The sequence below is a fragment of the Amycolatopsis sp. NPDC114503 genome (genome assembly GCF_055633655.1).
In genome coordinates this window covers 774,603-796,711 of the sequence record NZ_JBVKDT010000002.1, presented here as the reverse complement: position 1 = coordinate 796,711, position 22,109 = coordinate 774,603, and the positions used below count along the sequence as shown (strand labels likewise).

General features: G+C 69.4%; 20 protein-coding genes. 11 read left to right on the top strand and 9 right to left on the bottom strand.

What is annotated here, in order from left to right:
• Positions 1–252: 252 nt before the first annotated feature.
• Both ACZ7OI_RS11495 and ACZ7OI_RS11490 read right to left on the bottom strand, forming a co-directional pair.
• On the bottom strand, positions 253–2,316 hold the full coding sequence (locus ACZ7OI_RS11495) for a phosphocholine-specific phospholipase C (RefSeq protein WP_470264088.1): 2,064 nt from the start codon (positions 2,314–2,316) through the stop codon (positions 253–255).
• A 136-nt stretch (positions 2,317–2,452) separates the two neighbouring features.
• Entirely contained in the window at positions 2,453–3,418 is a 966-nt protein-coding gene (locus tag ACZ7OI_RS11490) for an Lrp/AsnC family transcriptional regulator (protein WP_470264087.1), read from the bottom strand.
• A 113-nt stretch (positions 3,419–3,531) separates the two neighbouring features.
• Between ACZ7OI_RS11490 and ACZ7OI_RS11485 the strand changes: the two genes are divergently transcribed.
• On the top strand, positions 3,532–4,929 hold the full coding sequence (locus ACZ7OI_RS11485; RefSeq protein ID WP_470264086.1) for an FAD-dependent monooxygenase: 1,398 nt from the start codon (positions 3,532–3,534) through the stop codon (positions 4,927–4,929).
• A gap of 1 nt (position 4,930) precedes the next feature.
• Positions 4,931–5,572 (top strand): class I SAM-dependent methyltransferase, encoded by a 642-nt coding sequence (locus ACZ7OI_RS11480; RefSeq protein ID WP_470264085.1) that lies wholly within the window; start codon positions 4,931–4,933, stop codon positions 5,570–5,572.
• A 5-nt stretch (positions 5,573–5,577) separates the two neighbouring features.
• Here the strand turns inward: ACZ7OI_RS11480 and ACZ7OI_RS11475 are convergent, their stop codons facing one another.
• The gene (locus ACZ7OI_RS11475; protein ID WP_470264084.1) at positions 5,578–5,982 is read right to left on the bottom strand and encodes an SRPBCC family protein; all 405 of its coding nucleotides are present in this window, start codon (positions 5,980–5,982) and stop codon (positions 5,578–5,580) included.
• A complete protein-coding gene (locus ACZ7OI_RS11470) occupies positions 5,979–6,296 on the bottom strand; it encodes an ArsR/SmtB family transcription factor (protein WP_470264083.1) in 318 nt (105 codons plus the stop codon). The genes ACZ7OI_RS11475 and ACZ7OI_RS11470 overlap by 4 nt, the downstream gene beginning before the upstream one ends.
• A 104-nt stretch (positions 6,297–6,400) precedes the next feature.
• On the opposite strand from ACZ7OI_RS11470, the gene ACZ7OI_RS11465 reads away from it, so the two are divergent.
• Together ACZ7OI_RS11465 and ACZ7OI_RS11460 are read left to right on the top strand one after the other, a co-directional pair.
• Positions 6,401–7,474 carry a hypothetical protein gene (locus ACZ7OI_RS11465; protein ID WP_470264082.1) on the top strand — a complete coding sequence of 358 codons (1,074 nt, stop codon included), beginning with the start codon at positions 6,401–6,403 and terminating at the stop codon, positions 7,472–7,474.
• 123 nt (positions 7,475–7,597) lie between these two features.
• On the top strand, positions 7,598–8,320 hold the full coding sequence (locus ACZ7OI_RS11460) for a S1 family peptidase (RefSeq protein ID WP_470264081.1): 723 nt from the start codon (positions 7,598–7,600) through the stop codon (positions 8,318–8,320).
• Here the strand turns inward: ACZ7OI_RS11460 and ACZ7OI_RS11455 are convergent.
• The gene (locus tag ACZ7OI_RS11455) at positions 8,310–9,392 is read right to left on the bottom strand and encodes an ROK family transcriptional regulator (RefSeq protein WP_470264080.1); all 1,083 of its coding nucleotides are present in this window, start codon (positions 9,390–9,392) and stop codon (positions 8,310–8,312) included. The two genes, ACZ7OI_RS11460 and ACZ7OI_RS11455, sit on opposite strands and share 11 nt — an antisense overlap.
• Positions 9,393–9,493: 101 nt before the next feature.
• Here ACZ7OI_RS11455 and ACZ7OI_RS11450 point away from each other — a divergent pair, with 101 nt between their 5' ends.
• The 5 genes from ACZ7OI_RS11450 to ACZ7OI_RS11430 all read left to right on the top strand — a co-directional run bounded on the left by ACZ7OI_RS11450 (position 9,494) and on the right by ACZ7OI_RS11430 (position 13,556).
• On the top strand, positions 9,494–10,765 hold the full coding sequence (locus ACZ7OI_RS11450) for a YbiU family protein (protein ID WP_470264079.1): 1,272 nt from the start codon (positions 9,494–9,496) through the stop codon (positions 10,763–10,765).
• 162 nt (positions 10,766–10,927) lie between these two features.
• Positions 10,928–11,065 carry a lasso RiPP family leader peptide-containing protein gene (locus ACZ7OI_RS11445; protein WP_470264078.1) on the top strand — a complete coding sequence of 46 codons (138 nt, stop codon included), beginning with the start codon at positions 10,928–10,930 and terminating at the stop codon, positions 11,063–11,065.
• A 16-nt stretch (positions 11,066–11,081) separates the two neighbouring features.
• Positions 11,082–12,887, top strand: a complete 1,806-nt coding sequence (locus ACZ7OI_RS11440) for an asparagine synthase-related protein (RefSeq protein ID WP_470264077.1) — start codon at positions 11,082–11,084, stop codon at positions 12,885–12,887.
• On the top strand, positions 12,871–13,122 hold the full coding sequence (locus ACZ7OI_RS11435; RefSeq protein WP_470264076.1) for a lasso peptide biosynthesis PqqD family chaperone: 252 nt from the start codon (positions 12,871–12,873) through the stop codon (positions 13,120–13,122). The genes ACZ7OI_RS11440 and ACZ7OI_RS11435 overlap by 17 nt, the downstream gene beginning before the upstream one ends.
• A complete protein-coding gene (locus ACZ7OI_RS11430; protein ID WP_470264075.1) occupies positions 13,119–13,556 on the top strand; it encodes a lasso peptide biosynthesis B2 protein in 438 nt (145 codons plus the stop codon). The genes ACZ7OI_RS11435 and ACZ7OI_RS11430 overlap by 4 nt, the downstream gene beginning before the upstream one ends.
• Here ACZ7OI_RS11430 and ACZ7OI_RS11425 read toward each other — a convergent pair.
• A complete protein-coding gene (locus tag ACZ7OI_RS11425) occupies positions 13,499–14,398 on the bottom strand; it encodes a LysR family transcriptional regulator (protein WP_470264074.1) in 900 nt (299 codons plus the stop codon). The genes ACZ7OI_RS11430 and ACZ7OI_RS11425 overlap by 58 nt on opposite strands.
• Positions 14,399–14,469: 71 nt before the next feature.
• On the opposite strand from ACZ7OI_RS11425, the gene ACZ7OI_RS11420 reads away from it, so the two are divergent.
• Positions 14,470–16,254: a gamma-glutamyltransferase family protein gene (locus ACZ7OI_RS11420; RefSeq protein ID WP_470264073.1), complete on the top strand. Its 1,785-nt coding sequence runs from the start codon at positions 14,470–14,472 to the stop codon at positions 16,252–16,254.
• A gap of 412 nt (positions 16,255–16,666) precedes the next feature.
• Here the strand turns inward: ACZ7OI_RS11420 and ACZ7OI_RS11415 are convergent, their stop codons facing one another.
• Together ACZ7OI_RS11415 and ACZ7OI_RS11410 are read right to left on the bottom strand one after the other, a co-directional pair.
• On the bottom strand, positions 16,667–17,233 hold the full coding sequence (locus tag ACZ7OI_RS11415) for an isochorismatase family protein (protein ID WP_470264072.1): 567 nt from the start codon (positions 17,231–17,233) through the stop codon (positions 16,667–16,669).
• A 20-nt stretch (positions 17,234–17,253) separates the two neighbouring features.
• Positions 17,254–17,694, bottom strand: a complete 441-nt coding sequence (locus ACZ7OI_RS11410) for a MarR family winged helix-turn-helix transcriptional regulator (protein ID WP_470264071.1) — start codon at positions 17,692–17,694, stop codon at positions 17,254–17,256.
• Positions 17,695–17,934: 240 nt separating this feature from the next.
• Here ACZ7OI_RS11410 and ACZ7OI_RS11405 point away from each other — a divergent pair, with 240 nt between their 5' ends.
• The gene (locus ACZ7OI_RS11405) at positions 17,935–20,502 is read left to right on the top strand and encodes a glutaminase domain-containing protein (protein WP_470264070.1); all 2,568 of its coding nucleotides are present in this window, start codon (positions 17,935–17,937) and stop codon (positions 20,500–20,502) included.
• 65 nt (positions 20,503–20,567) lie between these two features.
• Here the strand turns inward: ACZ7OI_RS11405 and ACZ7OI_RS11400 are convergent, their stop codons facing one another.
• A complete protein-coding gene (locus ACZ7OI_RS11400; RefSeq protein ID WP_470264069.1) occupies positions 20,568–22,064 on the bottom strand; it encodes an acyl-CoA synthetase in 1,497 nt (498 codons plus the stop codon).
• Positions 22,065–22,109: the final 45 nt, after the last annotated feature.

The window sequence follows — 22,109 nt, the reverse complement described above, 5'->3', positions numbered from 1 at the left end:
TGCGGGTCCGCGTCCCGCAGAACGTAGCTCGGCATCGACGGATCGGTGTCGAACCAGATCGGACGGTGCACGCCGAGCAGTACCGGATCGGCGTCGCGCACCGGGGTCACAGCAGGACGTCCGCGCTGGACCCCGGCCACGGTGACATCTCCGTGCACCTGCCCGACTTGGACCAGGTGTCCGTGGATGTGGCTGTGATCCACCTGGTTGTCGTGCCGGCTCATTCACTCGAAGATACCGGCTGCCTCTTCGTCAGCTGGTGGCGATGGCTGGGTCGCTGGTCGAGGCTTGGCCGGTTTCGGCGTGGCCCGCGAAGCGCCGGACGTACTGCCCGTCGTGATCCGCTTTGACCGTGATGTCGTACCAGCCGTTGGCCACGCCCCACTTCGGCACTGCCCGTGAAGTCCCGGGGGCCAGCGTGTACTGGTAAGCCTCGGTCGGCGCGTAAGCGTCGACGCCGGTGAAGGTGACCGTGCGGCTGCTCGGGTTCGTGAACGTGACCGTCACATAGCCGGCGTCGTGCCGGGCGGTGACCTCCGGTCCCAGGCCGCCGATCGTTCCGGCCTGTTCGCGGAGCCAGCCGTTCGGGCCGAAAACCGAGTACTGGTACCAATCTCCCGCGCCGCTCGGCAAATGCCAGCTGTCGGTGACCGACTTGTGGCCTTCGACGGTGTAGGGCCACGGTCCGTCGGAACGCATCCGGGACGTCACGTGGAACCCGGCTCCGGCGTCGCCGAGGTTGGTGAAGGTGAAGTACATCCGGCCGTCGCGGGCTTCGGTGTCCGCGGCCAGGTCGTACGGCAGGGCGCGGGCTTTGCGGGCGCCGGGTTCCTGCTTCGGGAGCGAGCCGTTCGCGGGCGGCACCGGGTGATAGGTCGGCGGGGTGCTGTGGTCGGCGGGCGGTTGGTAGTCGCCGGTGCCGGGCAGGGACGGGACGCCGCTGGCGGCTCCGGTGAAGTCGAACGCCGACGTGAGGTCTCCGCAGACCGCCCGGCGCCACGGCGAAATGTTCGGGTTGTGCACGCCGAAGCGCTTTTCCACGAACTGGATCAGCGAGGTGTGGTCGAAGGTCTGCGAGCAGACCCAGCCGCCGGTGCTCCACGGCGAGACGGCCAGCAGCGGCACGCGCGGGCCGAGGCCGTACGGCATGGATTTGGTGTAGGACGCCGCCGCGCCGCCTTCGTACCATTCTCCGGCGACGCTCGCCGTCGACTTGCCCCAGTTCGCGTCGCGCGGCGGATACGGCGGGACGACATGGTCGAAGAAACCGTCGTTCTCGTCGTAAGTGATGAGCAGGACGGTTTTGCTCCACACGTCCGGATTCGACGTGAGCGCGTCGAGTACTCCGGAGACATACCAGGCGCCGTAATTGGCGGGCCACGCCGGATGTTCGCAGTACGCCTCCGGGGCCACGATCCAGGAAACCTGCGGCAGCCGGTTCGCTTTGACGTCCGCGGTGAGGTGGTCGAAGAAACCGTCGCCCGCGGTGGCGTGCGTGCCGGTGCGCGCCTTGTCGTAGAGCGGGCTGCCCTGGGCCGATTTCTGGTACTGGGTCAGGTAAAGCAGCGAGTTGTCGCCGTAATTGCCGATATACGGGTCTTTGGTCCAGCCCCAGCCGTGGTCCTTGTCGAGACCGTCGCCGATGTCCTGGTAGATCTTCCACGAAACCCCGGCTTTTTCCAGGATTTCCGGGAAACTGGTCCAGCCGTAGCCGGCTTCTTCATTGCCCAGCACCGGTCCGTTGCCGGAACCGTCATTCCCGGTCCAGCCGGTGTACATGTAATACCGGTTCGGGTCGGTCGAGGACAGCATCGAACAGTGGTAGCCGTCGCAGATGGTGAACGCGTCGGCCAGCGCGTAGTGGAACGGGATGTCCTTGCGCGTCAGATACGCCATCGTGGTGCGGGTTTTCGCCGGGATCCACTGGTCCCAGCGGCCGGTGCTCCACGCGGTGTGCGTGCCGTTCCAGTCGTGGTTGAGGTCCTCGATGAAGGTGAGGCCGAGGTTGTCCTCGGCGGGCCGGAACGGCAGGGTTTCGGCGCCGCTCGCGTCGGCCTGGTTCCACACGGGTTTCCCGCTCGGCAGGGAAACCGGGCGCGGGTCGCCGAAGCCGCGGACGCCGTTGAGGGTCCCGAAATAGTGGTCGAACGACCGGTTTTCCTGCATCAGCACGACAACGTGCTCGACGTCCGCGAGAGTGCCGGTGCGTACGGCGGCCGGCACCGAAGCCGCCCGCGCGATGCTCGCGGGCAAGGCCGTGCCGGCGGCGGTGGCGGCGGCGAGCTGCATGAATCTGCGGCGGCTGACCGATGACATCGATGTCTCCTCGAAAAGTGGGGGACAGTTCGCGGACGCGTTCGGGAATTTCCCACCGGGAAAAGCCGAACGAATCATTGACGGATCCTCGCCGCGCTGTCAACCGCTGACCGGGAGGGCGCCCGTTCGTACTGCGTCACAGTCGGTTCGCTACCCGTTTCACCGTTTTGATCACCGGTGCCGTTTCCACGTGGGTGACCGCAGGGAGCGCGGCGACGCTGGTGGTGAGGTAGCGGTACAGCTCCTGCTGGCTGCCGCACACCGCTGTCGCGTACAGGTTGGTCGGGCCGGTGGTCGCCGCGGCGTACGCGACTTCCGGGTGCGCTGCGAGCGCGACGCCGGTCTCCTCCAGTGCCGACGGTGCGACCGAAAGCCACAGCAGTGTCCGGATTCCCTTGCCGTGCAACCGCCAATCGACGTCAAGGTCGAAGTACAGCACATCCCGTTCGCGCAGTTCCGCCATGCGGCGGCGGACTGTGGTCGGGGACCAGCCGGTCTCGGCGGCGAGTTGTTCGAACCCGGCGCGGCCGTCGGCGGCCAGCGCGGCGAGGAGTTTGCGGTCGCCGTCGTCGAGCGTCGCCGGGCCTGGGCGGCGGGGGAGCGGCGGCGGGCGCAAGCGGGTGACGGTGGCGTCGTCCAGCACGCCGAGTTTGGCGACCAGACTGTCCGGGCCGCCGTAGAACGCGTGCAGTACCGAATGCGCGGTGACGCCCTCGACGCGCGGGGTGCGGGGGAGTTTGGCCAGCAGCAACGTTTCGCTGTCGGCGTCGTTTTCGATGCGGACGGTGCAGGTGATTTCGGTGCCGCCGGACGTCAGGCTCACCCAAGCGGTGTCCGGCCGCCGCGCGAGAGCCTCGGCGACCGCGCCCGCCGCAGCAGGCGCGCATCGGACACGCAGGAACCATTGCACCGCGCCGGAAGCTGTCTCGTTGACGCCGCCGACGACCCGGACCGCTCCGGCCGACCGCAGCCGGGCGTAGCGGCGCGCGATGGTGCGATCCGACACGCCGAGCGCTTCGGCGATCGTGCTGAACGGGGCCCTCGGGTCGACCTGCAGGGCGTGCACCAGCTGCCGGTCGAGGTCGTCGTAGTCGGAATCCACCGACCCGAGAGTACTCACGTCGGAATCCGCCGTAAACGTGTCGCTTTCTGGCTCGCCCGCCGGTGCCGGGTCGAGAGTCGGTTCCGAACACACCGAACCACGAGGGAGAGATCATGACTGCCGAGGTGCTCGTCGTCGGCGCCGGTCCGACCGGGATGACGATGGCGAACGAACTGCGGCTCGCCGGAGTGTCCTGCGTGCTGGCGGACCGGCTGCCGAAGGCCAGCGAACTGTCCAAGGCGGGCGGGCTGCAGTCCCGCACGCAAGAAGCGTTCGACCAGCGCGGCCTGCTCGAACCGTTGCTGGCCACCGGCGACTACCCGGTCGGCACCGCGCATTTCGCCGGCAATCTGCTGCCGCTGGTGCGCAGGCGGCACCGGTTCCCGTGGCGGTCGGTCCCGCAGGTGGTGATCGAAGGCTTCCTGGAGAAACACCTTGCGGCGGAAGGAATCCGCGTCCTCCGGAACCATGAGCTGACCGGGCTGGAACAGGACGCGGAAGGCGTCACCGCGACCTTCGCCGACGGCACCGCGATCCGGTCCCAGTACCTGGTCGCCGCCGACGGCGGACGCAGCACGGTCCGCAAGCTGCTGGGCGCGGAGTTCTCTGGTCGTCCAGGAACCGCGACGACGGTGGCCGCCGACGTGCGGCTGAGCGCCGAGGTCCCGATGACCACGATCACCCCGGAGGGCTACCGCGCGCAGGTGTTCCCGCTGGGCGTCGACGCCGAAGGCCGCCCGCTGCGCCGTCTCACCTTCGGCGGGCCAGGCTGGTCGCTGGAACGGGACATCCCGGTCACCGAGGACGAGATCCGCACCGGGCTGAAGACGGTTTTCGGCGACCGGGTGGAACTGCTCGAACTCCGGTACGCGCGCCGGATCACGAACGCCGCCTTGCAGGCCGAGCAGTACCGGCACGGCCGCGTCTTCCTGGCGGGCGACGCCGCGCACGTGCACCTTCCCCTTGGCGCGCAAGGCATGAACGCCGGAATCCAGGACGCGATGAACCTCGGCTGGAAGCTCGCCGCGGCGGTTCGCGGCACCGCGCCGGAGGGGCTGCTGGACAGCTATCACGCGGAACGGCACCCGGCCGGCGCGGCGGTGCTGCGCAACGTCCAAGCACAGTCGCTGCTTCTCGACGACGGCCCCGATTCGGCCGCGGCCCGGTCATTGTTCACCGAACTGGTGCAGTTGCCCGAAGTCCAGTACCTGCTGGACGACATGTTGTCCGGCATGGGATTCCGCTACGCCGTTCCGGGCAGCGAAGACCACCCGCTGGTCGGGCTTCCCGCGCACGATCTCGGTCCGGAACTGCGGGCCGGACGCGGTGTCCTCGTGGATCCCGAAGGACGATTCGGCGATCTCGCGCGGCGCTGGGCGGATCGGGTGCACCGCGTTGAGGCTGGTGCCGAGGCGAAGCTGGTCCGGCCGGACGGATATGTTGCGTGGGCCGGTGATCCGGAGGGTCTGGAGTCCGCGCTTCGCCAGTGGTTCGGTGCGCCGGTGAGCTAGCGTGGCCGTCGTGCAGACCTGGCTGACCGACATCCGGACCTCGTACGACACCGTCGCCGACAGCTACGCCGAGCGATTGCGCGACTCGATCGCCCAAAGTCCTTCTCTGCGAATGACATTGGGCTTGTTCGCCTCGCGGGTGCACGGAACCGGCCCGGTGGCCGACGTCGGCTGCGGTACCGGGCACGTCACCGCGCATCTGAACAGCCTTGGCCTCGAAGCGTTCGGCCTCGACCTCTCGCCCGGCATGATCGAGGTGGCCCGGCGGGACCATCCGGGGCTGCGGTTCGCGGTCGGTTCGATGACCGCGCTCCCGTTGCCCGACGCCTCGGTGGCCGGTCTGCTGTCGTGGTGGTCTCTGATCCACGTCCCGGACGAGGAGGTGCCCACGGCGATCGCGGAGTTCCACCGCGTGCTGCGGCCCGGGGCGCCGGTCGCGATCGGCTTCCACGTCGGCGACGTCGCCCGGTTGAAGACGCAGGGTTACGGCGGGCATGCGATGCAGCTGTACGTCCATCGCCGACAGCCCGCGCGGGTGTCGGAGTGGTTGCGCGGGGCGGGGTTCACTGTCGAGGCGGAATGGGTGGAGGAGCTGGACAGCGAGGTGCCGCAAGCGGTGGTCTACGCTCGCCGTCCAGCCTGAGGGGGTCAGCCGAGGTCCAGCTTCGCCAGTCGCGGCAGGACGCCGTCGCGCCAGCCGGGGCCCATCCGCTCGTACGCGTCCGCCTGGCGTTTGTCGTCGAGGTCGAAGCCGGAGTGGTTCAGCAGGAGCCGGGTGCCCTGGCCTTCGGCGACGAGCGTCCAGGTGAGGGTCCAGTCGCCGTTGAAGGTGTAGACGAACTTCGACGGCGGCTCGGATTCGGTTACGCGGCAAGGGATCGAGCCGAATCCGGGCATCTCCAAACGGAATTCGCGGCCGACGTCCAGGCCGATGTCGCCGGGCGCCCACCACTTCGCGTGCAGTTCGGGGTCGGTGAGCGCGCGCCAGACCTTCTCCGGGGCGGCGGCGATGAACTGATCGACCGAGATGCTGCCGATGCGGGCGTACGTCACGGGGTTTCCTCCTCGTTTTCCAGCAGGTCGGCCATAGTGCGCAAGCGGCTGCGCCAGAACCGTTCGAACGGGTGCAGCCATTCGCCGACCTGCTCCAGCGGGTCGCTTTCCAGGTGGTAAAAACGTTGTCGCCCCACGGGTTCGTCGCGGACCAAGGCGGCGTCCCGCAGCACCTTGAGGTGCTCGGCCACCGCCGGGCGGCTCAGCTCGAACCGCGCCGCGAGGTCGCCCGCTGTGTGCGGGCCGTCCGCCAGGATCTCGAGCAGACGCCGGCGGACGGGACTGGCGAGAGCGATGAAGACGTCGTCGGGCATGACGCTACGTTACGTCGGAAGTTTCCGACATGTCAATCAGCGGGACCCCGGACCATGATCGGTAACGTTCGTCGTGCGGGAGATATTCACCCACTATGACGCTTATGTCGAATTCCCGAGTTCGAAGACTGGCGGCCGCTGTCGTCCTCGCCGCGATGACCGCGGCGACCGGGGCCATCGCTCCGGCTGTGGCGACGGCGGCTCCGGCTGCTGTCGTGGCACAGACTCCGGAGGAGGTGCGCACGAACGCGGCCGCTGTCGTCGGGCTCGCGATCACTCCGGAACTGCTGCGGCTCAGCGAACTCGACTTCGTGCACGAGATCTATCTGGCCGCGCAACGGCAGGGCGACGTCGCGGAGGAAGTCCAGTGGGAGGCGTACTACGCCTACAGCCACGGGTCGACGTCGCTCTTCCTCACTGCCCGGATTTACGAGGCACACCAAAAGGATCTGGACCGGGAGGCGCTGTACGAGGTCCGGCGTACGGAACGGCAGCCCGCTGCCGCACTCCTCGGTTTCGAGCTGACTCGGATGCTGCTGAGCCAGGAAGATCCGAACTTCGTCTTCGCGTTGTGGGAGCACGCCCCCAGGGATTCGTTCGTGAAGGCGGCCGCGGCTGCCGCTGTCAAGGGGACTCTGGCGGAAAAGAAGGAATTCATCCTGCACGGCATCTTTGTCGAGCATGAGCGCGACGTGGAGGCCGCGAAGGAGGCTGCGGAGAAGGAAGCCGCGGAGAAGAAACTCCGCGACGCACGGGTGAAGGCGGCCACCGCAGTGGGCATGGATGTGGCGCTGGCCGCGCAGTTGACGGACGATCAGTTCGTCTGGCACATCTACGCGCGTCATGCGCCTTACGGTTCCGAGGTGTGGATGGCTGCCTACTCCTGCGAGACGCCGGAGCAGCGGCGGGCGTTCATCGACACCGGCATCTTCGAGGCCGCGGCCAAGGACAAAGTGAACGAGATCAAGGTGCGCGCGGCCGCGGTCGTGGGCGTCGAGGCCAGCTACGCCAGGTACCTCGAGGAGGGACCGCTGGTCCGGGAAATCTGGACCCGCTCGACGCCGGGCAGCCAGGTCCAGGCGGCGGCTCGGCGGGCGATGGACAGCCAGTCTCCCGCTGAGTGGCGGGCATTCTTGGAGACGGGGATTTTCGTGGCCCAGGCCGCGGACAAGTCCTGAATCCGGGCGCCTCGTGAGTGCCTGTGCCGGTTCTAACCGGAATTAACACTCGCGAGGCGCAACCCCCCTCCAGCTGCGGCGTCTTGATGTTGTAACGCCAGCCGCCGAAGGGATGTCCTCGCCATGTTGCTCCGCCCGCTGGCCGTTTTGGCTCCAGCTGCTGCCCTGGCTGTCGCCGTGGCGGCTCCTGCGTCGGCCGTGATCGGAGGTTCGGTCTCCAGCTACGGGCCGTGGGCGGTGCGGATGCTCGTCGACGGCAAGCCCGAGTGCACCGCCACGGCGATCAGTCGCGAGTGGATCATCGGCGCTGACCACTGCTTCACCGAAGCCGCCGAGCCCATCGCGGACTCCCGGATCGAGTTCCGAGTCGGCAATCTCGACCAGCGGCTCGGCACCGTGGTCAGGCCGGTGCCGGGCAGCCGCAACAACCACACGCTGGCCGATCTCATGCTGATCAAGGTCGCCCCGATGAACATCACCCCGGCGAAGCTGCCGACCGCCGGGCCGGTGCGCCCGGGCGAGACGGTTCGCCAGCTCGGCTGGGGCGCGACCTGCACCGGCGACGAGAACAGCTGCCAGTCCGACGTGCTCAAACAGGTGGACGCGAAGGTCATCGACCCCGACGACCAGCGCTGTGAAGGCATGACCATCTCCGGCGGCACCGATTTCTGCGCGCTGACCACGAACGGCGTCACGGCGGGCGGCGACTCCGGCGGTCCGGTCATGTCGACCGCTGATCGCGACACGATCGTGGGCGTCACCAGCAAATCCGACCGCAGCAGCGTCGCGGCCGACGGGGATGTGTTCGGTCAGCTGGACTGGATCAAGAAGACCATCAAGGGCTGAGAACGGCGCTCCGCAGAGCCCGCACGGCCTCGTCGCGCGCGCCGGCGAGGGAGGGGGAGTCTGTGGCGCGCGGGGCGCGGAGCGGGACATTGCGCGGGAGTCGCGCGAACCGGTCGGACACCGCGTCGAGCACGGCGGGCCCCCAGGGGCCGCCCAGGACGATGAGTTCCGGGTCGGACACCGTCACCAAAGCCAGGAGCACGCCGCAGATCGCCTCGGCGAGAGTGTCGAGGACGTCGTCGGATTTGATCGCGCACCGCAGGGCGGCGACGTCGATCGTAGTCGAATCCGGTTGGCGCACCCCGAGATCCGCGAAGACGTCGATGAAGGCGAGCGCCTGACCGTCCGCGCCGCGCGTGAGGACGTGCGCGATTTCCCCGGCGAAGCCGGCGTGTCCCCGACGCACTTCGCCGTCGGAGACCACCGCGCAGCCGAGCCCTTCGCCGAGGAAGAGGTAGGCGAAATCGTCGGCGGCCTGTTCGGTGCGGGCGGCCCAGTTCACGTCGTTGTCGACCGTGACCGGGCCGGTGACGAGCGGGGCGAGGACGTCGGCGGGGGAGAGTTCCCCGAGCAGGAACGGGGAATCGGGCAGGTGGACCAGTTTCCCGGTGGCGCGGTCGACCGGATCGGCGGCGCTGACGACCGCGAGCCGGAGCGGTCCGGCGTCGTCGGCGACCTGTGTCGCAGCCTTGCGGAGGGCGTGAGCGACCTTCCGCGGACGCACGGGTCGGCCGAGGTCTTCGACGTGCCGGGCGAGCACCTCGCCGAAAACGTCGACGGCTTCGGCGACCGCGCCCTCGTGGGCGATGCTCACGACCAGCGCCGTGCCGAGGTCGTCGGCCAGCGCGTAATAGGTGCCGACGCGGCCGCGGCCGGTGGTGCGTTCGCCGGTGTCGCGGAGCAGCCCGGCCTCGGCGAGCCGCGCGACGCTGTCGCCGACCGCGGGCTTGGAAATGCCGGTGTGGGCGGCGATTTGCGCGCGCGTGAGCTGCCGCTGCGCGAGGAGAGCCCGCAGGACGTGCTCGTCGGTCAGCGACCGGAGCAGGTCGAGGGAGGGCTTGGCCGGGGTCATCGGCGCGAGTGTAGCCGTTTTAGTCAGGAGTGTTGCCTGAATCGGTGCGGGTGCCTTACCGTCGATTCAGTAAGGAGCCCTTCCTGAATGGAGCGAGCGCTGTGCAGCTGCCCCCGTTGCCGCACTGGGAGACGACGCCGGACGACCTCCCGGCCGCGATTCGCGAGATCAAAGCCGCGCTGCGGGCGCGGATCGAGGCGTCCGGGCGCACCGTGGAAGAGGTGTTCGCGGTGGTCGAGGCCCGCGTCGCTGCCGCGGTCGAGGAGATCGAGGCGGCGAAAGCGCGTGGCGAGACGGTCTGGCCGGTGCTGGACTACGCCGACATCGAGGCGGGCAAGGTTTCCGAAGAAGACCTGGCTCGGCTTCGGCGGCGCGGCTGTCTTGTGGTGCGCGGTCATTTCCCGCGCGAGCAGGCGCTGGCCTGGGACGCGGGGATTGTCGGCTACGTCGAGGGCAACCGGTTCTTCGAGCACTACCGCGGTCCCGGCGACGATTTCTTCGGCACCGTCGGCTCGCGGCCGGAGATCTACCCGATCTACTGGTCAGCGGCGCAAATGGAGGCGCGGCAGAGTGACCGGATGGCGCGCGTGCAGGCGTTCCTCAACGCACAGTGGAAATCCGAATCCGACGGCGTCCGGTGGTTCGACCCCGGCCGGGATTCGCTGTATCCGGACCGCATCCGCCGCCGTCCGCCGGGCGCGGATTCCGGCGGTCTCGGCTCCCATCTCGACCCGGGCACGCTGGACCTCTGGATGACCGAGGCGTACCAGCGCGCGTTCCGGCATCTGTTCGACGGCACCGTCGAGTCCTACGATCCGTGGGACGCCGCGCATCGCACGGCCGGGCCGCAGTTCGAGGGCTCGACGATGTGCTCGGTGTTCCGCACTTTCCAGGGCTGGACCGCGCTGTCGGACATGGAACACGACCAGGGCGTGCTGCACACAGTGCCGATTCCGGAGGCGATGGGCTATCTGATGCTGCGTCCGCTGCTGGCCGACGTGCCCGACGACGACATGTGCGGCGTCACGGTGAATCAGGTGTTCCCGGCGAGCGAGAAATGGCATTCGTTGCTGCTGCGGGCTTCCAGTGGCATCCCGGACGTGCGGGCAGGCGATTCCGTGTGGTGGCACTGCGATCTGATCCACAGCGTCGCGCCGGTGGAGAACCAGCGGGGCTGGGGCAACGTCATGTACATCCCGGCCGCGCCGTGGTGCCCGCGCAACGAGGCGTACGCCGGGTCGGTGCGCGAGGCGTTCGAGTCGGGGTCCAGTCCGTCGGACTTCCCGGCCGAGCATTACGAGCGTTCGTGGCCGGACCGGTTCGCGCCCGGGCAGCTGAACGAGACCGGGCGGCGCGGGCTCGGCATTAGGTGAAAGTGGTCTAGTCCATTCGGGCCAGCGGGCCGGGCGAGTCCGGTACTGCGAGGTAAAGCTGTTGGTACGCACGGGAACTCCCGCCTGCCGCGGCCGGGCGGTGCGTGCCAGTGTCGGGGACGGCGGTCGCAGCGGCTGCCGGAGCCGAACATCGGAGGCATCATGGACGTTCAGGACAAGCAGGTTCGCGAATTGCCCGAATACACGCCGCCCGCGCTGGCCGAGGTCGGCGAGTTCAGCGAGGACACCCTCGGCTTCAGCGGCTACCTGTCGGACACGATGGGCTACTTCGCCTCCTGAGCCGGGAGCGCAGCCGATGAGCACGCCGGGATTCTTGGTGCTGCCCGATCTCCCCGCCGCGGCGGGGATCCGGCGGCCGTGGGCGGGCGCGCAGGTGCACGCCCACGCGTCCGGGCGGCCGTGGCTCGTCGGCCGATGGCGTCGCGCCGAGGTGGCGGTGGGGACAGCCGGGCCGGTGCGGCTGGCGGTGATCGGGCATTCCCCGGTCACCGCCGTCCGGCTCGGTGCGCTGGCTGCCCGGGTGTCGTCGCTGGCGGACGTCGACCGGGTCGCCGCCGCGCTGACCGGGTCGTTCCACCTGGTGGCCACTGTGGACGGTGCGGTTCGGGTGCAAGGCACCGCAACCGGATTGCGGCGGGTGTTCCATTGCCGGCTCGACGGCGTGCCGGTCGCCGCGGATCGCGCTGATCTGCTTGCCGATCTGCTGGAGTCCTCAGTGGACGAGGAGGTGCTTGCTGCACGGGCGTCGTGCGGGCTGCATCTTCCGCCGCCGTTGAACGAACGATCGTTGTACACCAAGGTTTCGGCGGTGAAGCCGGGAAACTGTCTTTTATGGACAGACGGACGGGTGCAGGAGAAGCAGTGGTGGCGTCCACCAGCCGCTCGCGAGCCGCTGGCCCGCGGCGCGGAGGGAGTACGGGCCGCACTTGCCGAGACTGTCCGATCCGGACCCGTATCCGCTGATCTTTCCGGCGGCATGGATTCGACGTCGCTGTGTTTCCTTGCTGCCCGGGAGAATCCGGAGCTGCTGACCTTCCGCTGGGCCGAGGCGGAGGCGGGCAACGACGACGCGGAGTTCGCCGCCCGGTCCATCGCCGCGCTGGACCGGGCCGAGCACCTGATCGTCCCGCAGCACGAACTTCCCTCCGTCTTCGCCGATCCGGAACGGCCGGTCGACGCCGACGAACCGTACGCGTTCACCCGGTCCGCGGCCCGGATCCGGTACAGCGCCGAAGCCATCGCGGCGCGCGGGTCCGAACTGCATCTCGCCGGACACGGCGGGGACGAGCTGTTCAGCCCGCTGCCCGGGTACTTGCACCAACTGCTCCGCCGTCGGCCGGTTACCGCGCTAAGCCATGTCCGGGCACACGCCGCACTACGGCGCTGGCCGCTTTTCGGGACGATGGCGGGACTTCTCCGGCCGGGCACCGTCGCGGGCTGGTGGCGGCAGCAGGCAGAGCACCTCTCGGATCCGGTCGGTTCGGCACGCCGGCCGGTGCTCGGCTGGGGCGTCGCGCCGCTGCGGGCCCAGCCGTGGGTCACCGACGCCGGTCTGGACTTGGCCCGGAAAGCCTTGCACCGCACCGCGAACGAAGCTCGACCGCTCGGCCGCGACCCCGGCGAGCACCAGGCTGTGCTCGTCCTCCGGTCCGCCGCCGCGCAGTACCGCTTGACGGCCGGTCTCTACGCCGAGGCGGGGGTCGAGTTGCGGCTGCCGTTCTTCGACGACCGGGTCGTGGAAGCCGTCCTGCGCGTCCGGCGGCACGAGCACGCCAGTCCGGGCCGTTACAAACCGCTGCTGGCCGAGGCGATGCGGGGGATCGTGCCGGAAGTCGTGCTCGGCCGGGCCACCAAGGGCGAGTTCGGCGCGGACGTCCGGGAAGGGCTGCGCCGCAACCAGACCGCGATCCTGCGGCTGTTCGAGGATTCCGCACTGGCCGCGCGCGGGCTGCTCGACCGGGACCGGCTGCGGGCCGCGGTCCTTTCGCCGCAGCGGGATTACCGTGTGGTCGCCGCTCTGGAACCGCTCATCGGATGCGAGATGTGGCTTCGCGCCGCCGACCGCTCAACCTCGAGGAGGCACGATGCGCTTGCACCCTGACGTCACCGCCACCGACACCCCGGACGGCACTGTCCTGCTGCACCTGACCACCGGCCGGTACTGGCAGCTCAACGCCACCGGAAGCATTGTGCTGCATGGGCTTCTCGACGGCAGCGAACCGGAGGGCATCGCGTCGGAGCTGGCTACGCTGCACGGGGTCGACGAAGCCGTGACGCGGAAGGACGTGACCGCGGTGCTTGAGCAGTTGCAGTCCGCCGGGTTGGTGACGGCATGACCGCGCCGGTCGCGCTCGCCACGCGCGTCCGCCTGCCACTTCACCGCCGCCCGGTGCCGCTGCTCGCCGTCGCGCTCGCCCGCCCGCTAGCTCAGCTGCGTCCGGCGAAGCTGCGCCGTGTACTGGAATTCGCCCGCCGCGATGCTCGAGCAGCTACTGCCGACGAGGCAGCCGCAGCCCGCTCAGACGTCGTTTCCGTCAGCCTTCGCTGTGCCGGACAAGGCTGTCTCCAACGTTCGATCGCCGCCGCGCTTTTGTGTCGCCTCAGGGGTTCTTGGCCGACTTGGTGCACCGGAGTGCGGACGAGCCCGTTCGCCGCGCACGCGTGGATCGAAGCGGACGGCCGCGCGGTAGGGGAGCCGTATCCGGACGGCCACTACGCACCGATGCTGTCGGTCCCGCCAGAGGCGAGCGTGATGTCCACGAACGCCTGAGTTGCCGCGGCAATCGGCCCGGTCCGATATATCAACCACTGCGGGAGCGTCTCCGGCGGCGCGAACCGGAGCACCTCGGCACCGGCCCGGCGGGCGAGATCCGCCCAGCCGTCCGGCATCAAGCTCGCGCCAATCCCGCGCAGCACCATCGGCAGCACGACGCTCCGGTCGCCCACCTCGGCCGCGATCGACAGATCCGGCACGCTCGCCGCGAGCCGGTCGAAGAACCCGCGCACCGCGGTCGCCGACGTGGTGACGACGAACTGCATGCCGCTGAGTTCGGCCCGCTCGACGACCCCGCCCGAACCGATCTCCGTGCCCGGCGGGGCGACCAGCAGCAGTTCCTCGTCCCGCAGGTGATGCGCGACCAGACCCGGCCCGACCGGGCGTTCCGCGCTCCCGCACACCCCGGCCTCGCAGCGGCCCTGCACCACCATCGCGACCACCTCGGCCGCCGACAACGCCGCCGACGTGCTGACCAGAACGCCCGGATACCGCGTGCGCATCTCGGCGATGATGCTGATCACCGGCTCCAGCGCGGACGACGACGTGGCCGCGACGTCGATCCGTCCGGCCGGTCCGTCGCCCGCCATCCGCGCGGCGGCACGCAGGGCGTCGAGGTCGCGCAGCACCAGCCGGGCGCGTCCGGCCAGCAGTTCGCCGGCGTTCGACAGCACCGCGTTGCGCCCGACCCGGTGGAACAGTTCGACGCCGAGGTCCTGTTCCAGCTTCGCGATCGCCCGAGACAACGACGGCTGCGCCACCCGCAACGCCCGCGCCGCGTGCGTGAACCCGCCGTGCTCGGCGATCGCGACGAAGTACTCCAGCTGACGGCGTTCCATAGCGATACGCTATCGGACCGGTGTCTCAGATGTCTTTGACGTACCTCCGGCCCGCGCGCGACGATAAGGCCATGGTCCAGACGCGCCCGACGTTGCAGGGCACCTTCGGCATGGTGTCGTCCACCCACTGGCTCGCCTCGGCGGCCGCGATGGCGGTCCTCGAAGACGGCGGCAACGCCTACGACGCCGCGGTTGCGGGCGCGTTCGTGCTGCACGTCGTCGAGCCGCACCTCAACGGCCCCGGCGGCGAGGTGCCGATGATCCTCGCCCCGGCGGGCGGCGCGCCGAAGGTGCTGTGCGGGCAGGGGCCCGCGCCGGCCGGCGCGACGATCGAGCACTACACGTCGCTCGGCCTGGACCTCGTCCCCGGCACCGGCCCGCTCGCCGCCGCGGTGCCCGGTGCGGTCGAGGCGTGGCTGCTTCTGCTGCACGACCACGGGACGAAGTCGCTGCGCGAGGTCCTCAAGTACGCCATTCACTACGCGGCGGACGGCCATCCGGCGGTCGAGCGCGTCGGCGCGACGGTGGAGACCGTCCGCGAGCTGTTCGAGAACGAATGGGCGACGTCGGCCGAGCTGTACTTGCCCGGCGGGGTCGCGCCGAAACCCGGTGGGCTGCTCAAGAATCCCGCTCTCGCCGAGACTTGGCGTCGGCTGATCGCGGAAGCGGGGGCCGCTGGAAGCGATCGGGAAGCGCAGATCGAGGCGGCACGGAAGGCATGGCGCGAAGGGTTTGTCGCCGAAGCACTCGCCGCCTTCGCCGCGAAACCGGCGATGGATTCTTCCGGCGAACGGCACGCGGGCACGCTCACCGCCGACGACATCGCCGCGTTCCGCCCGGCCTACGAGGATCCGGTCACCCACACCTGGAACGGCTGGACTGTCGCGAAACCCGGGCTGTGGAGCCAAGGCCCGGCGTTTCTGCAGCAGCTCGCGCTCCTCCCGGACGAGCTGGAGTACGCGACGCCGGAGTACTACCACCGGCTCATCGAGGGCACGAAGCTCGCGATGGCCGACCGTGAAGCCTGGTACGGCGACAGCGCGGAAGTGCCCATCGAGGCGCTGCTTTCCCCGGAGTACACGGAAGTCCGGCGCAAGCTGATCGGCGACCGCGCTTCTTTCGACCTGCGTCCGGGCAGCCCGGAAGGGCGCACGCCTCGGTTGAGCAGGCACGCGCAGTACGTCGCGGACGGCGGGGTCACCGCGTCGGCGATCGGGGCGGGGGAGCCGACCGTCGCGAAGGACGGCCTGACCCGGGGCGACACGTGCCACCTCGACGTGGTCGACCGCTGGGGCAACATGATCGCCGCGACCCCGAGCGGCGGCTGGCTGCAGTCCAACCCGGTGGTGCCGGAGCTGGGTTTCCCGCTGGGCACCCGGCTGCAGATGGCGTGGCTCGACCCGGGCCTGCCGAACTCGCTCGCGCCGGGCAAACGGCCGCGCACCACGCTTTCGCCGTCGCTCGCGCTGCGCGACGGCGTGCCGGTGATGGCGTTCGGCACGCCCGGCGGCGATCAGCAGGACCAGTGGAACTTCCACTTCTTCCTCGGCACGGCGCTGCGCGGGAAGGTCCGCGGCGGGCTCGACCTGCAGGGCGCGATCGACGCCCCGAACTGGCACACCGACAGCTTCCCGAGTTCGTTCTACCCGCGCGGCATGGCGGCGGGCAGCGTGACGGTGGAATCGCGGATCGGCGCGGAGGTCATCGCCGCGTTGGAGAGCCGGGGGCACGACGTGACGGTGGGGGAGCCGTGGTCGGAGGGCCGGTTGTGCGCGGTGGCGAAGGATCCTGAGACCGGGGTGCTTTCGGCGGCGGCGAATTCGCGCGGGGAACAGGGGTACGCGGCCGGGCGGTGACCCGCGCTGTCCGGACAGCGCGGGGGAGGGGCTCAGCTCTCCGGCGGCTGCTAGGCGATGTCGGCGAGGCTGGGCAACCCCATGAGCACGATTTCGGTGCGTTGCCCAGCGGCGAACGACGCGCGTCCGCGAACTGCGTGACGGCGACCGTGTGCGGCGGGCCGGACTGGGCCCCGTAGTACGCCCCCGTGCGCCTGTTCTGCGCGAATTCGGCCTAGCCGCGGATCTGGTAGCGGAACTGCTCGAAATTGTGGTGGTGGCGCGGAGAGCGGAAGCTCCCGTTCTGGTAGTAGACGATCATCGAGAAGTTGTCGCGGGTCAGGACGTGCCGGGCGCACGGGGTGCCGGTCCGGCCCCCGTTTCTGGGGCGGGAGTTCGTCGACCTGGACCACCCGCATGTGCTCCTCCTCGGTCAGTCGTTCCGGCGGGTGCGCAGCGCGGCGAGGATGTCGGCGGTGGCGGCGGTTTCGCCCAGCCGCGGGAAGATCCGTTCGAGGCTGTGCCGGTGCGCCTCGGCGTCGAGGTCGGCCATGGCGTCGGTCGCGAGCACGACGTGGTAGCCGTGCTCGTGGGCGGCGCGGGCGGTGGACTCGACGCCGATGCTGGTGGCGACCCCCGCGAGCACGGTCTGGGTGACGCCCCGGTCTTGCAGGAGCCGGTGCAGATCGGTGCCGGTGAAGGCGCCCCACCGCTTCTTCGCGACGTGGATGTCCCCGGGCTCGCGATCGAGTTCGGGGGCGGGTTCGGCCCACCCGGCTGGACGCGGCGCCTGGGTCTCTCCGTTTCGCTGGTGGTCGGTGCGCCCGGGAGCGCTGCCGTCGACGGTGACCAGGACGACCGGCAGGGCGCACGCGCGGAACTCCGCGGCGAGGGCGGCGGCGTTGCCGAGGATCTTCTCGACTTCCGGATGGGCGGTGAGCCCCTTCTGCAGGTCGACGACGACCAGTGCGCAGGCGGGGTCGATGGTGCTCAAGGGCATGAGAGATCTCCTCGGGTGGTTCAGGGGTGCGGCGGTTCGTAACCGGCCAGGCGCTCCATCAGCTCGCCCGCGGCGAGGAGCACCCGCTGCTCCTCGCCGTCGAGCAAGGCCGTGACGGCCCGCCCCAGCCAGGAATCGCGCTCGCGCCGGCTGCGGGCGACGACCTCCCGGCCGTGGTCGGTCAGGACGATGCGGACCTTGCGCGCGTCGTCCGGATCTTTCGCGCGGGCGATGAGGTTGTCCGCGGCCAGCTCGCGCAGTGCCGCGGACACGTTCGGGCTGCTCATCGTCAACTGCTCGGCCAGCAGACGCGGTTGCGCGTCCTCGGGCGACCGCGCGATCGCGCCGAGGACGGTGAGGGCGGTGAGCGTAAGGCCGTTGACCGGCATGCCTTCCCGGCGCAGCCGGCGCTGCAGCAGCTTGACCTGGGTGCGCAACCGCTCGATCTCGTCGTCCCGCATATTGCTATGTTACATAGTTATCTTACATAAGCAAATGAGCCGACGAGGACGGCGGCACGGCGGATCCGCGCGGACGCCGTCGCCGGGCCGGAAGGCCTCCCGCACTGACAAATTCTGTCCGGAATCAGACACTTCCAGTCAGTGCTTTCGGCAGATTTACAACGTTGTATCGCGGTGCGACACTGAGGTCGCTCGGTTTCTTCTCTCCCGTGTCCGGCATCTGACCGAAAGAAGCTGTCGATGTCCTCCTCCGAACGTCCCCGCGAAGTCAGCCGCCGCGACGCCCTGCGCTGGGCGGGCACCGGCGCGGCCGCGGCCGCCGCGCTCTGGTGCGCTCCGGAACTGGTCCAGTCCACCGCCTCGGCCGCCCCGGCGGGCACGCTGAACCCGTTGCGCCCGCCCGCGACCCCGCTCGTCGTGCGTTCGCCGTACCTCTCGACCTGGCAGGCCGCGGACAACCTGCCCGGCACCTGGTCCACGTTCTGGACCGGGCACATCACCGCGCTGTGCGGGATCGCCCGGATCGACGGCAGCGCGTACGTGTTCGCCGGTGCGCCGCAGCTGCCGTCCGGCCCGAGCTTGACGCCGATGTCGCAGAACTCCTTGCAGGTCACCGCAACCCGCTCGATCTACGAACTCTCCGGCGGCGGCGTGACCCTCACGGTCACCTTCTTCTCGCCGGTGGATCCCGGCAACCTCCAGCGCCAGTGCGTGCCGTTCGGGTACGTCACTATCGCCGCCGCGAGCACCGACGGCCGGGCGCACGCCGTTTCGCTGCATTTCGACACGTCGGCCGAGTGGCTGCAATGGGATTCGGGCACGCCGGTCGGCTGGCAGCGGCAGGAATCCGGCGGCATCACGTCGCTGAGCGTCCAGGCCGCTTCGCCCGGTGTGCTCGCCGAGGACGGGCACGACCAGCCGCGCTGGGGTTCGCTCGTGGTCGCGGCGCCTTCGTCTGGCGTGAGCTGGCAGATCGGGCAGGACACTGTCGTGCGCGCGACGTCCGCAAACGGGGGAGCACTGCCCGGGACCAGCGATCCGGACCAGCCGCGGGCGATCAGCGACCGCTGGCCGGTTCTCGCGTTCGCCAAAGACATCGGCACGATCCAGCCGGGCGCGGCGGCCGATCCGCTGGTGGTGGCCATCGGACACGTCCGCACGCCCGCGGTCAGCTACCTCGGCGCGCAGCTGGCGCCGTGGTGGACGCACTACTGGTCGTCGTGGCAGGACATGGTCGCGTGGTTCCACGCCGACTACCCGGCCGCGCTCGCCGCCGGTATCGCTCTGGACCAGCGGATCGACAACGAAGCGTCCGCCGCGGCCGGCGGGGGCGGCACGGGCGACCACTACGCGGCGATCTGCGCGCTCGCCTTGCGGCAGGCGTTCGGCGGCACCGAACTGGTCGACCGGAACGGCTCGCCGTGGGCGTTCCTGAAGGAGATCTCGTCCAGCGGCAACGTGTCCACAGTGGACGTGATCTACCCCGCGCTGCCCGGATACCTCCACTTCTCGCCGGACTTCGTGCGGCTGCTGCTGGAACCGGTCCTCGACTACGCCGAACACGGCGGCTGGCCGATGACGTTCTCGGAACACGACATCGGCGCGTCCTATCCGAACGCGGCCGGGCACAACGACGGCAACGAGGAGAGCATGCCGGTCGAGGAATCGGCCAACATGCTGATCATGTCCGCCGCCGTGGCGCAGCGCCTGGATTCCGCGGCGGCGAAGGCGTTCGTCAACGCGCACTACGGAATCCTGCGGCAATGGGCGGAATACCTGGTCGGAAACACTCTCGACCCGGGGAACCAGAACCAGACCGACGACTTCACCGGCTGGATCGCGCACAGCGCCAACCTCGCGTTGAAGGGCATCGTCGGCGTCGGCGCGATGGCCGTTCTCGCCGATGTCGCCGGCAATTCCGCCGACGCCTCGCGGTACCGCTCGATTTCGCGTTCTTACATCAGCCAGTGGACGACGCTGGCCGATGACGGTTCGCACCTGCGGATGGCGTATGACCAGCCGGGCACGTGGAGCCTGAAGTACAACGGTTTCGCGGACCGATTGCTGGGCCTCGACCTGGTTCCGCTCGGCACTGCCGCGCGGGAAGCCGCCTGGTACCAGTCAAAGCGGGGCGCGCACGGCGTCCCGCTGGACCCGCGCCACGACTACACGAAGGCCGATTGGGAACTGTGGACGGCCGCCTGGCTGACCGACCACACTGACATCCGTGCGACGCTCATCGAAGGCGTCTACAGTTTCGCCAACACCACCGGTTCGAGGGTTCCGTTCTCGGACTGGTACTTCGTCGCTGATGCCAGGCAGTCCGGTTTCCAGGCCCGTCCGGTCGCCGCTGGGTACCTGGCTTTGCTGCCGCGCCCGGCTGCCTCGGCGACTTCGTGGCGGCGGATTCAGAACCAGCGGTCCGGAAAACTGCTTGCGGTGCAGGATATGTCGCTTTCGGACGCTGCTGACGTGACGCAGTGGCAGGACAACGGCACGGTCGATCACGTGTGGACGGTCGTGGACAGCGGTGACGGGACAGTGCGGATCATGAACCGCAACAGCGGCAAGGTCCTCGCGGTGCACAATCAAAGCCTCGACAACGGCGCGCACGTGCAGCAGTTCCAGGACAACGGAACGCCGGATCACCTGTGGCGCATCGTGGACGCCGGCGGCGGGTGGTGGAAGCTGGTGAATGTCCACAGCGGAAAGGTGATGGCGGTGGACCAGCAGTCCACTGCGGACGGTGCGCAGGTGACGCAGTGGGACGACAACGGGACACCGGACCATCTGTGGCGGTTCATCTGAGCTCGGTGACGTGCCGTGAGGGGAACCCTGACGGACGCTGATTCCCTGAGGGTTCCCCTTGCGTACTACCGGGAAACCGATTCGCCGGAGCCGGTGTATCGCGCGCGGAGTTCGCGCTTGAGCAACTTCCCCGTGGCATTGCGAGGAAGCTCGGCGACCACCTCGACTCGGCGGGGACACTTGAAAGCGGCGATCCGCTCCCGGCAATAGGCGATCACCGCGTCCCCGTCGAGCGAGTCGTCGGCCGGAACGACCACCGCCACCACGGTTTCTCCCCACTGCGGATCCGGCGCGCCGATCACCGCGACGTCGGCGATGCCCGGATGCCGGTGCAGGACTTGCTCGACCTCGATCGGATAGACATTCTCCCCGCCGGAAATGATCATGTCCTTCTTGCGGTCCACCAAAGTCACGAAGCCGTCCGCGTCGCAGCGGGCGAGGTCACCGGAGTGGAACCAGCCGCCGCGCAGGGTTTCGGCGCTCGCTTCGGGCAGGCCCCAGTAGCCGGCGAAGACGTTCGGGCCGCGCAGGACCAGTTCGCCGACCGTTCCGGTGGGGACGTCGTCGTCGCGTTCGTCCACGATCCGCGCCTCGACGTGCAGGAAGGGCCGTCCGACGGACCCGGCGTGCGAGCGCACGAACGCCGATTCCAGCACCAGCGCGGCGGGGGAGAGTTCGGTCATCCCGAAACCCTCGACAAAGGTCAATCCCTTGCCCTCGTAGAACTCGATCACCGGCAACGGGCACGGCGCACCGCCGCACAACAGGTAGCGCAAGCGGGAAAGGTCGTAGGAATCGAAGTCCGGGACCTGCGTCATCGCCGCCCACATCGCGGGCACCATGAAATGGACGGTGGCCTTCTCCTGCTCGATCAGCGCGAGTGTCTCTTGTGGATCGAACTTCCCGGCGACCACCACGGTGCCGCCCGCGTACAGCAACGGCAGGGTGAACAGCGCCAGCCCGCCGATGTGGAAAAGCGGGGCGACCGTCAGCGTGATGTCGGACGGGAGCAGGCCTTCCCCGGAGGTGAGCACGTTGATCGCGTTCGCCTCCAGATTGCCGTGGGTGAGCATGGCGCCCTTGGGCCGTCCGGTGGTGCCGGAGGTGTACATCAGCACCGCGACGTCGTCCGGCCCGGTCGGTTCGGGTTCGACGCGGTCCTCTTGGGACAGTTCGCTGTTGTCGACCAGCATTCGACCGCCGGAGGCTTCCCGGGCGAGCGCGGCAAAGGTGTCGTCGTGCACCACGACCACTGGCCGGGCGTCGTCGAGAAGGTATTCGATTTCGGCCGCCGCGAGCCGGAAATTGATCGGCAGCGTGATCGCGCCGAGCCAGGCGACCGCGAAGAGCGTTTCGAGGTAGCCGGTGGAATTCAACCCCAGCAAGGCCACCCGGTCGCCCTTGCGCACGCCCAGCCCGCGCAGCGCCGCCGCCCGCCGCGCGACCCGCTGTTCGAGGTCGGCGTACGTGATCCGTTCTCCGGTCTCCGCGGCCACGAGGGCGATCGACTCCGGGGTGACGGTGCTGCGCCGGGCAATCCAGTGCGCCAAGCTCGATGCCATGCCGTGACTCCTTCGTCGCCGGGGACCCCGACGAAGGTAACCGTA

Bases quoted from the DNA above. Each gene is read 5' to 3' on its own strand.
- ACZ7OI_RS11445 (WP_470264078.1), top strand. From the start codon at position 10,928: ATGGACGTTCAGGACAAGCAGGTTCGCGAATTGCCCGAATACACGCCG.
- ACZ7OI_RS11400 (WP_470264069.1), bottom strand. From the start codon at position 22,064: ATGGCATCGAGCTTGGCGCACTGGATTGCCCGGCGCAGCACCGTCACC.
- ACZ7OI_RS11465 (WP_470264082.1), top strand. From the start codon at position 6,401: ATGTCGAATTCCCGAGTTCGAAGACTGGCGGCCGCTGTCGTCCTCGCC.
- ACZ7OI_RS11495 (WP_470264088.1), bottom strand. From the start codon at position 2,316: ATGTCATCGGTCAGCCGCCGCAGATTCATGCAGCTCGCCGCCGCCACC.
- ACZ7OI_RS11485 (WP_470264086.1), top strand. From the start codon at position 3,532: ATGACTGCCGAGGTGCTCGTCGTCGGCGCCGGTCCGACCGGGATGACG.
- ACZ7OI_RS11405 (WP_470264070.1), top strand. From the start codon at position 17,935: ATGTCCTCCTCCGAACGTCCCCGCGAAGTCAGCCGCCGCGACGCCCTG.
- ACZ7OI_RS11425 (WP_470264074.1), bottom strand. From the start codon at position 14,398: ATGGAACGCCGTCAGCTGGAGTACTTCGTCGCGATCGCCGAGCACGGC.
- ACZ7OI_RS11410 (WP_470264071.1), bottom strand. From the start codon at position 17,694: ATGCGGGACGACGAGATCGAGCGGTTGCGCACCCAGGTCAAGCTGCTG.
- ACZ7OI_RS11440 (WP_470264077.1), top strand. From the start codon at position 11,082: ATGAGCACGCCGGGATTCTTGGTGCTGCCCGATCTCCCCGCCGCGGCG.
- ACZ7OI_RS11460 (WP_470264081.1), top strand. From the start codon at position 7,598: ATGTTGCTCCGCCCGCTGGCCGTTTTGGCTCCAGCTGCTGCCCTGGCT.
- ACZ7OI_RS11455 (WP_470264080.1), bottom strand. From the start codon at position 9,392: ATGACCCCGGCCAAGCCCTCCCTCGACCTGCTCCGGTCGCTGACCGAC.
- ACZ7OI_RS11435 (WP_470264076.1), top strand. From the start codon at position 12,871: ATGCGCTTGCACCCTGACGTCACCGCCACCGACACCCCGGACGGCACT.
- ACZ7OI_RS11470 (WP_470264083.1), bottom strand. From the start codon at position 6,296: ATGCCCGACGACGTCTTCATCGCTCTCGCCAGTCCCGTCCGCCGGCGT.
- ACZ7OI_RS11415 (WP_470264072.1), bottom strand. From the start codon at position 17,233: ATGCCCTTGAGCACCATCGACCCCGCCTGCGCACTGGTCGTCGTCGAC.
- ACZ7OI_RS11420 (WP_470264073.1), top strand. From the start codon at position 14,470: ATGGTCCAGACGCGCCCGACGTTGCAGGGCACCTTCGGCATGGTGTCG.
- ACZ7OI_RS11430 (WP_470264075.1), top strand. From the start codon at position 13,119: ATGACCGCGCCGGTCGCGCTCGCCACGCGCGTCCGCCTGCCACTTCAC.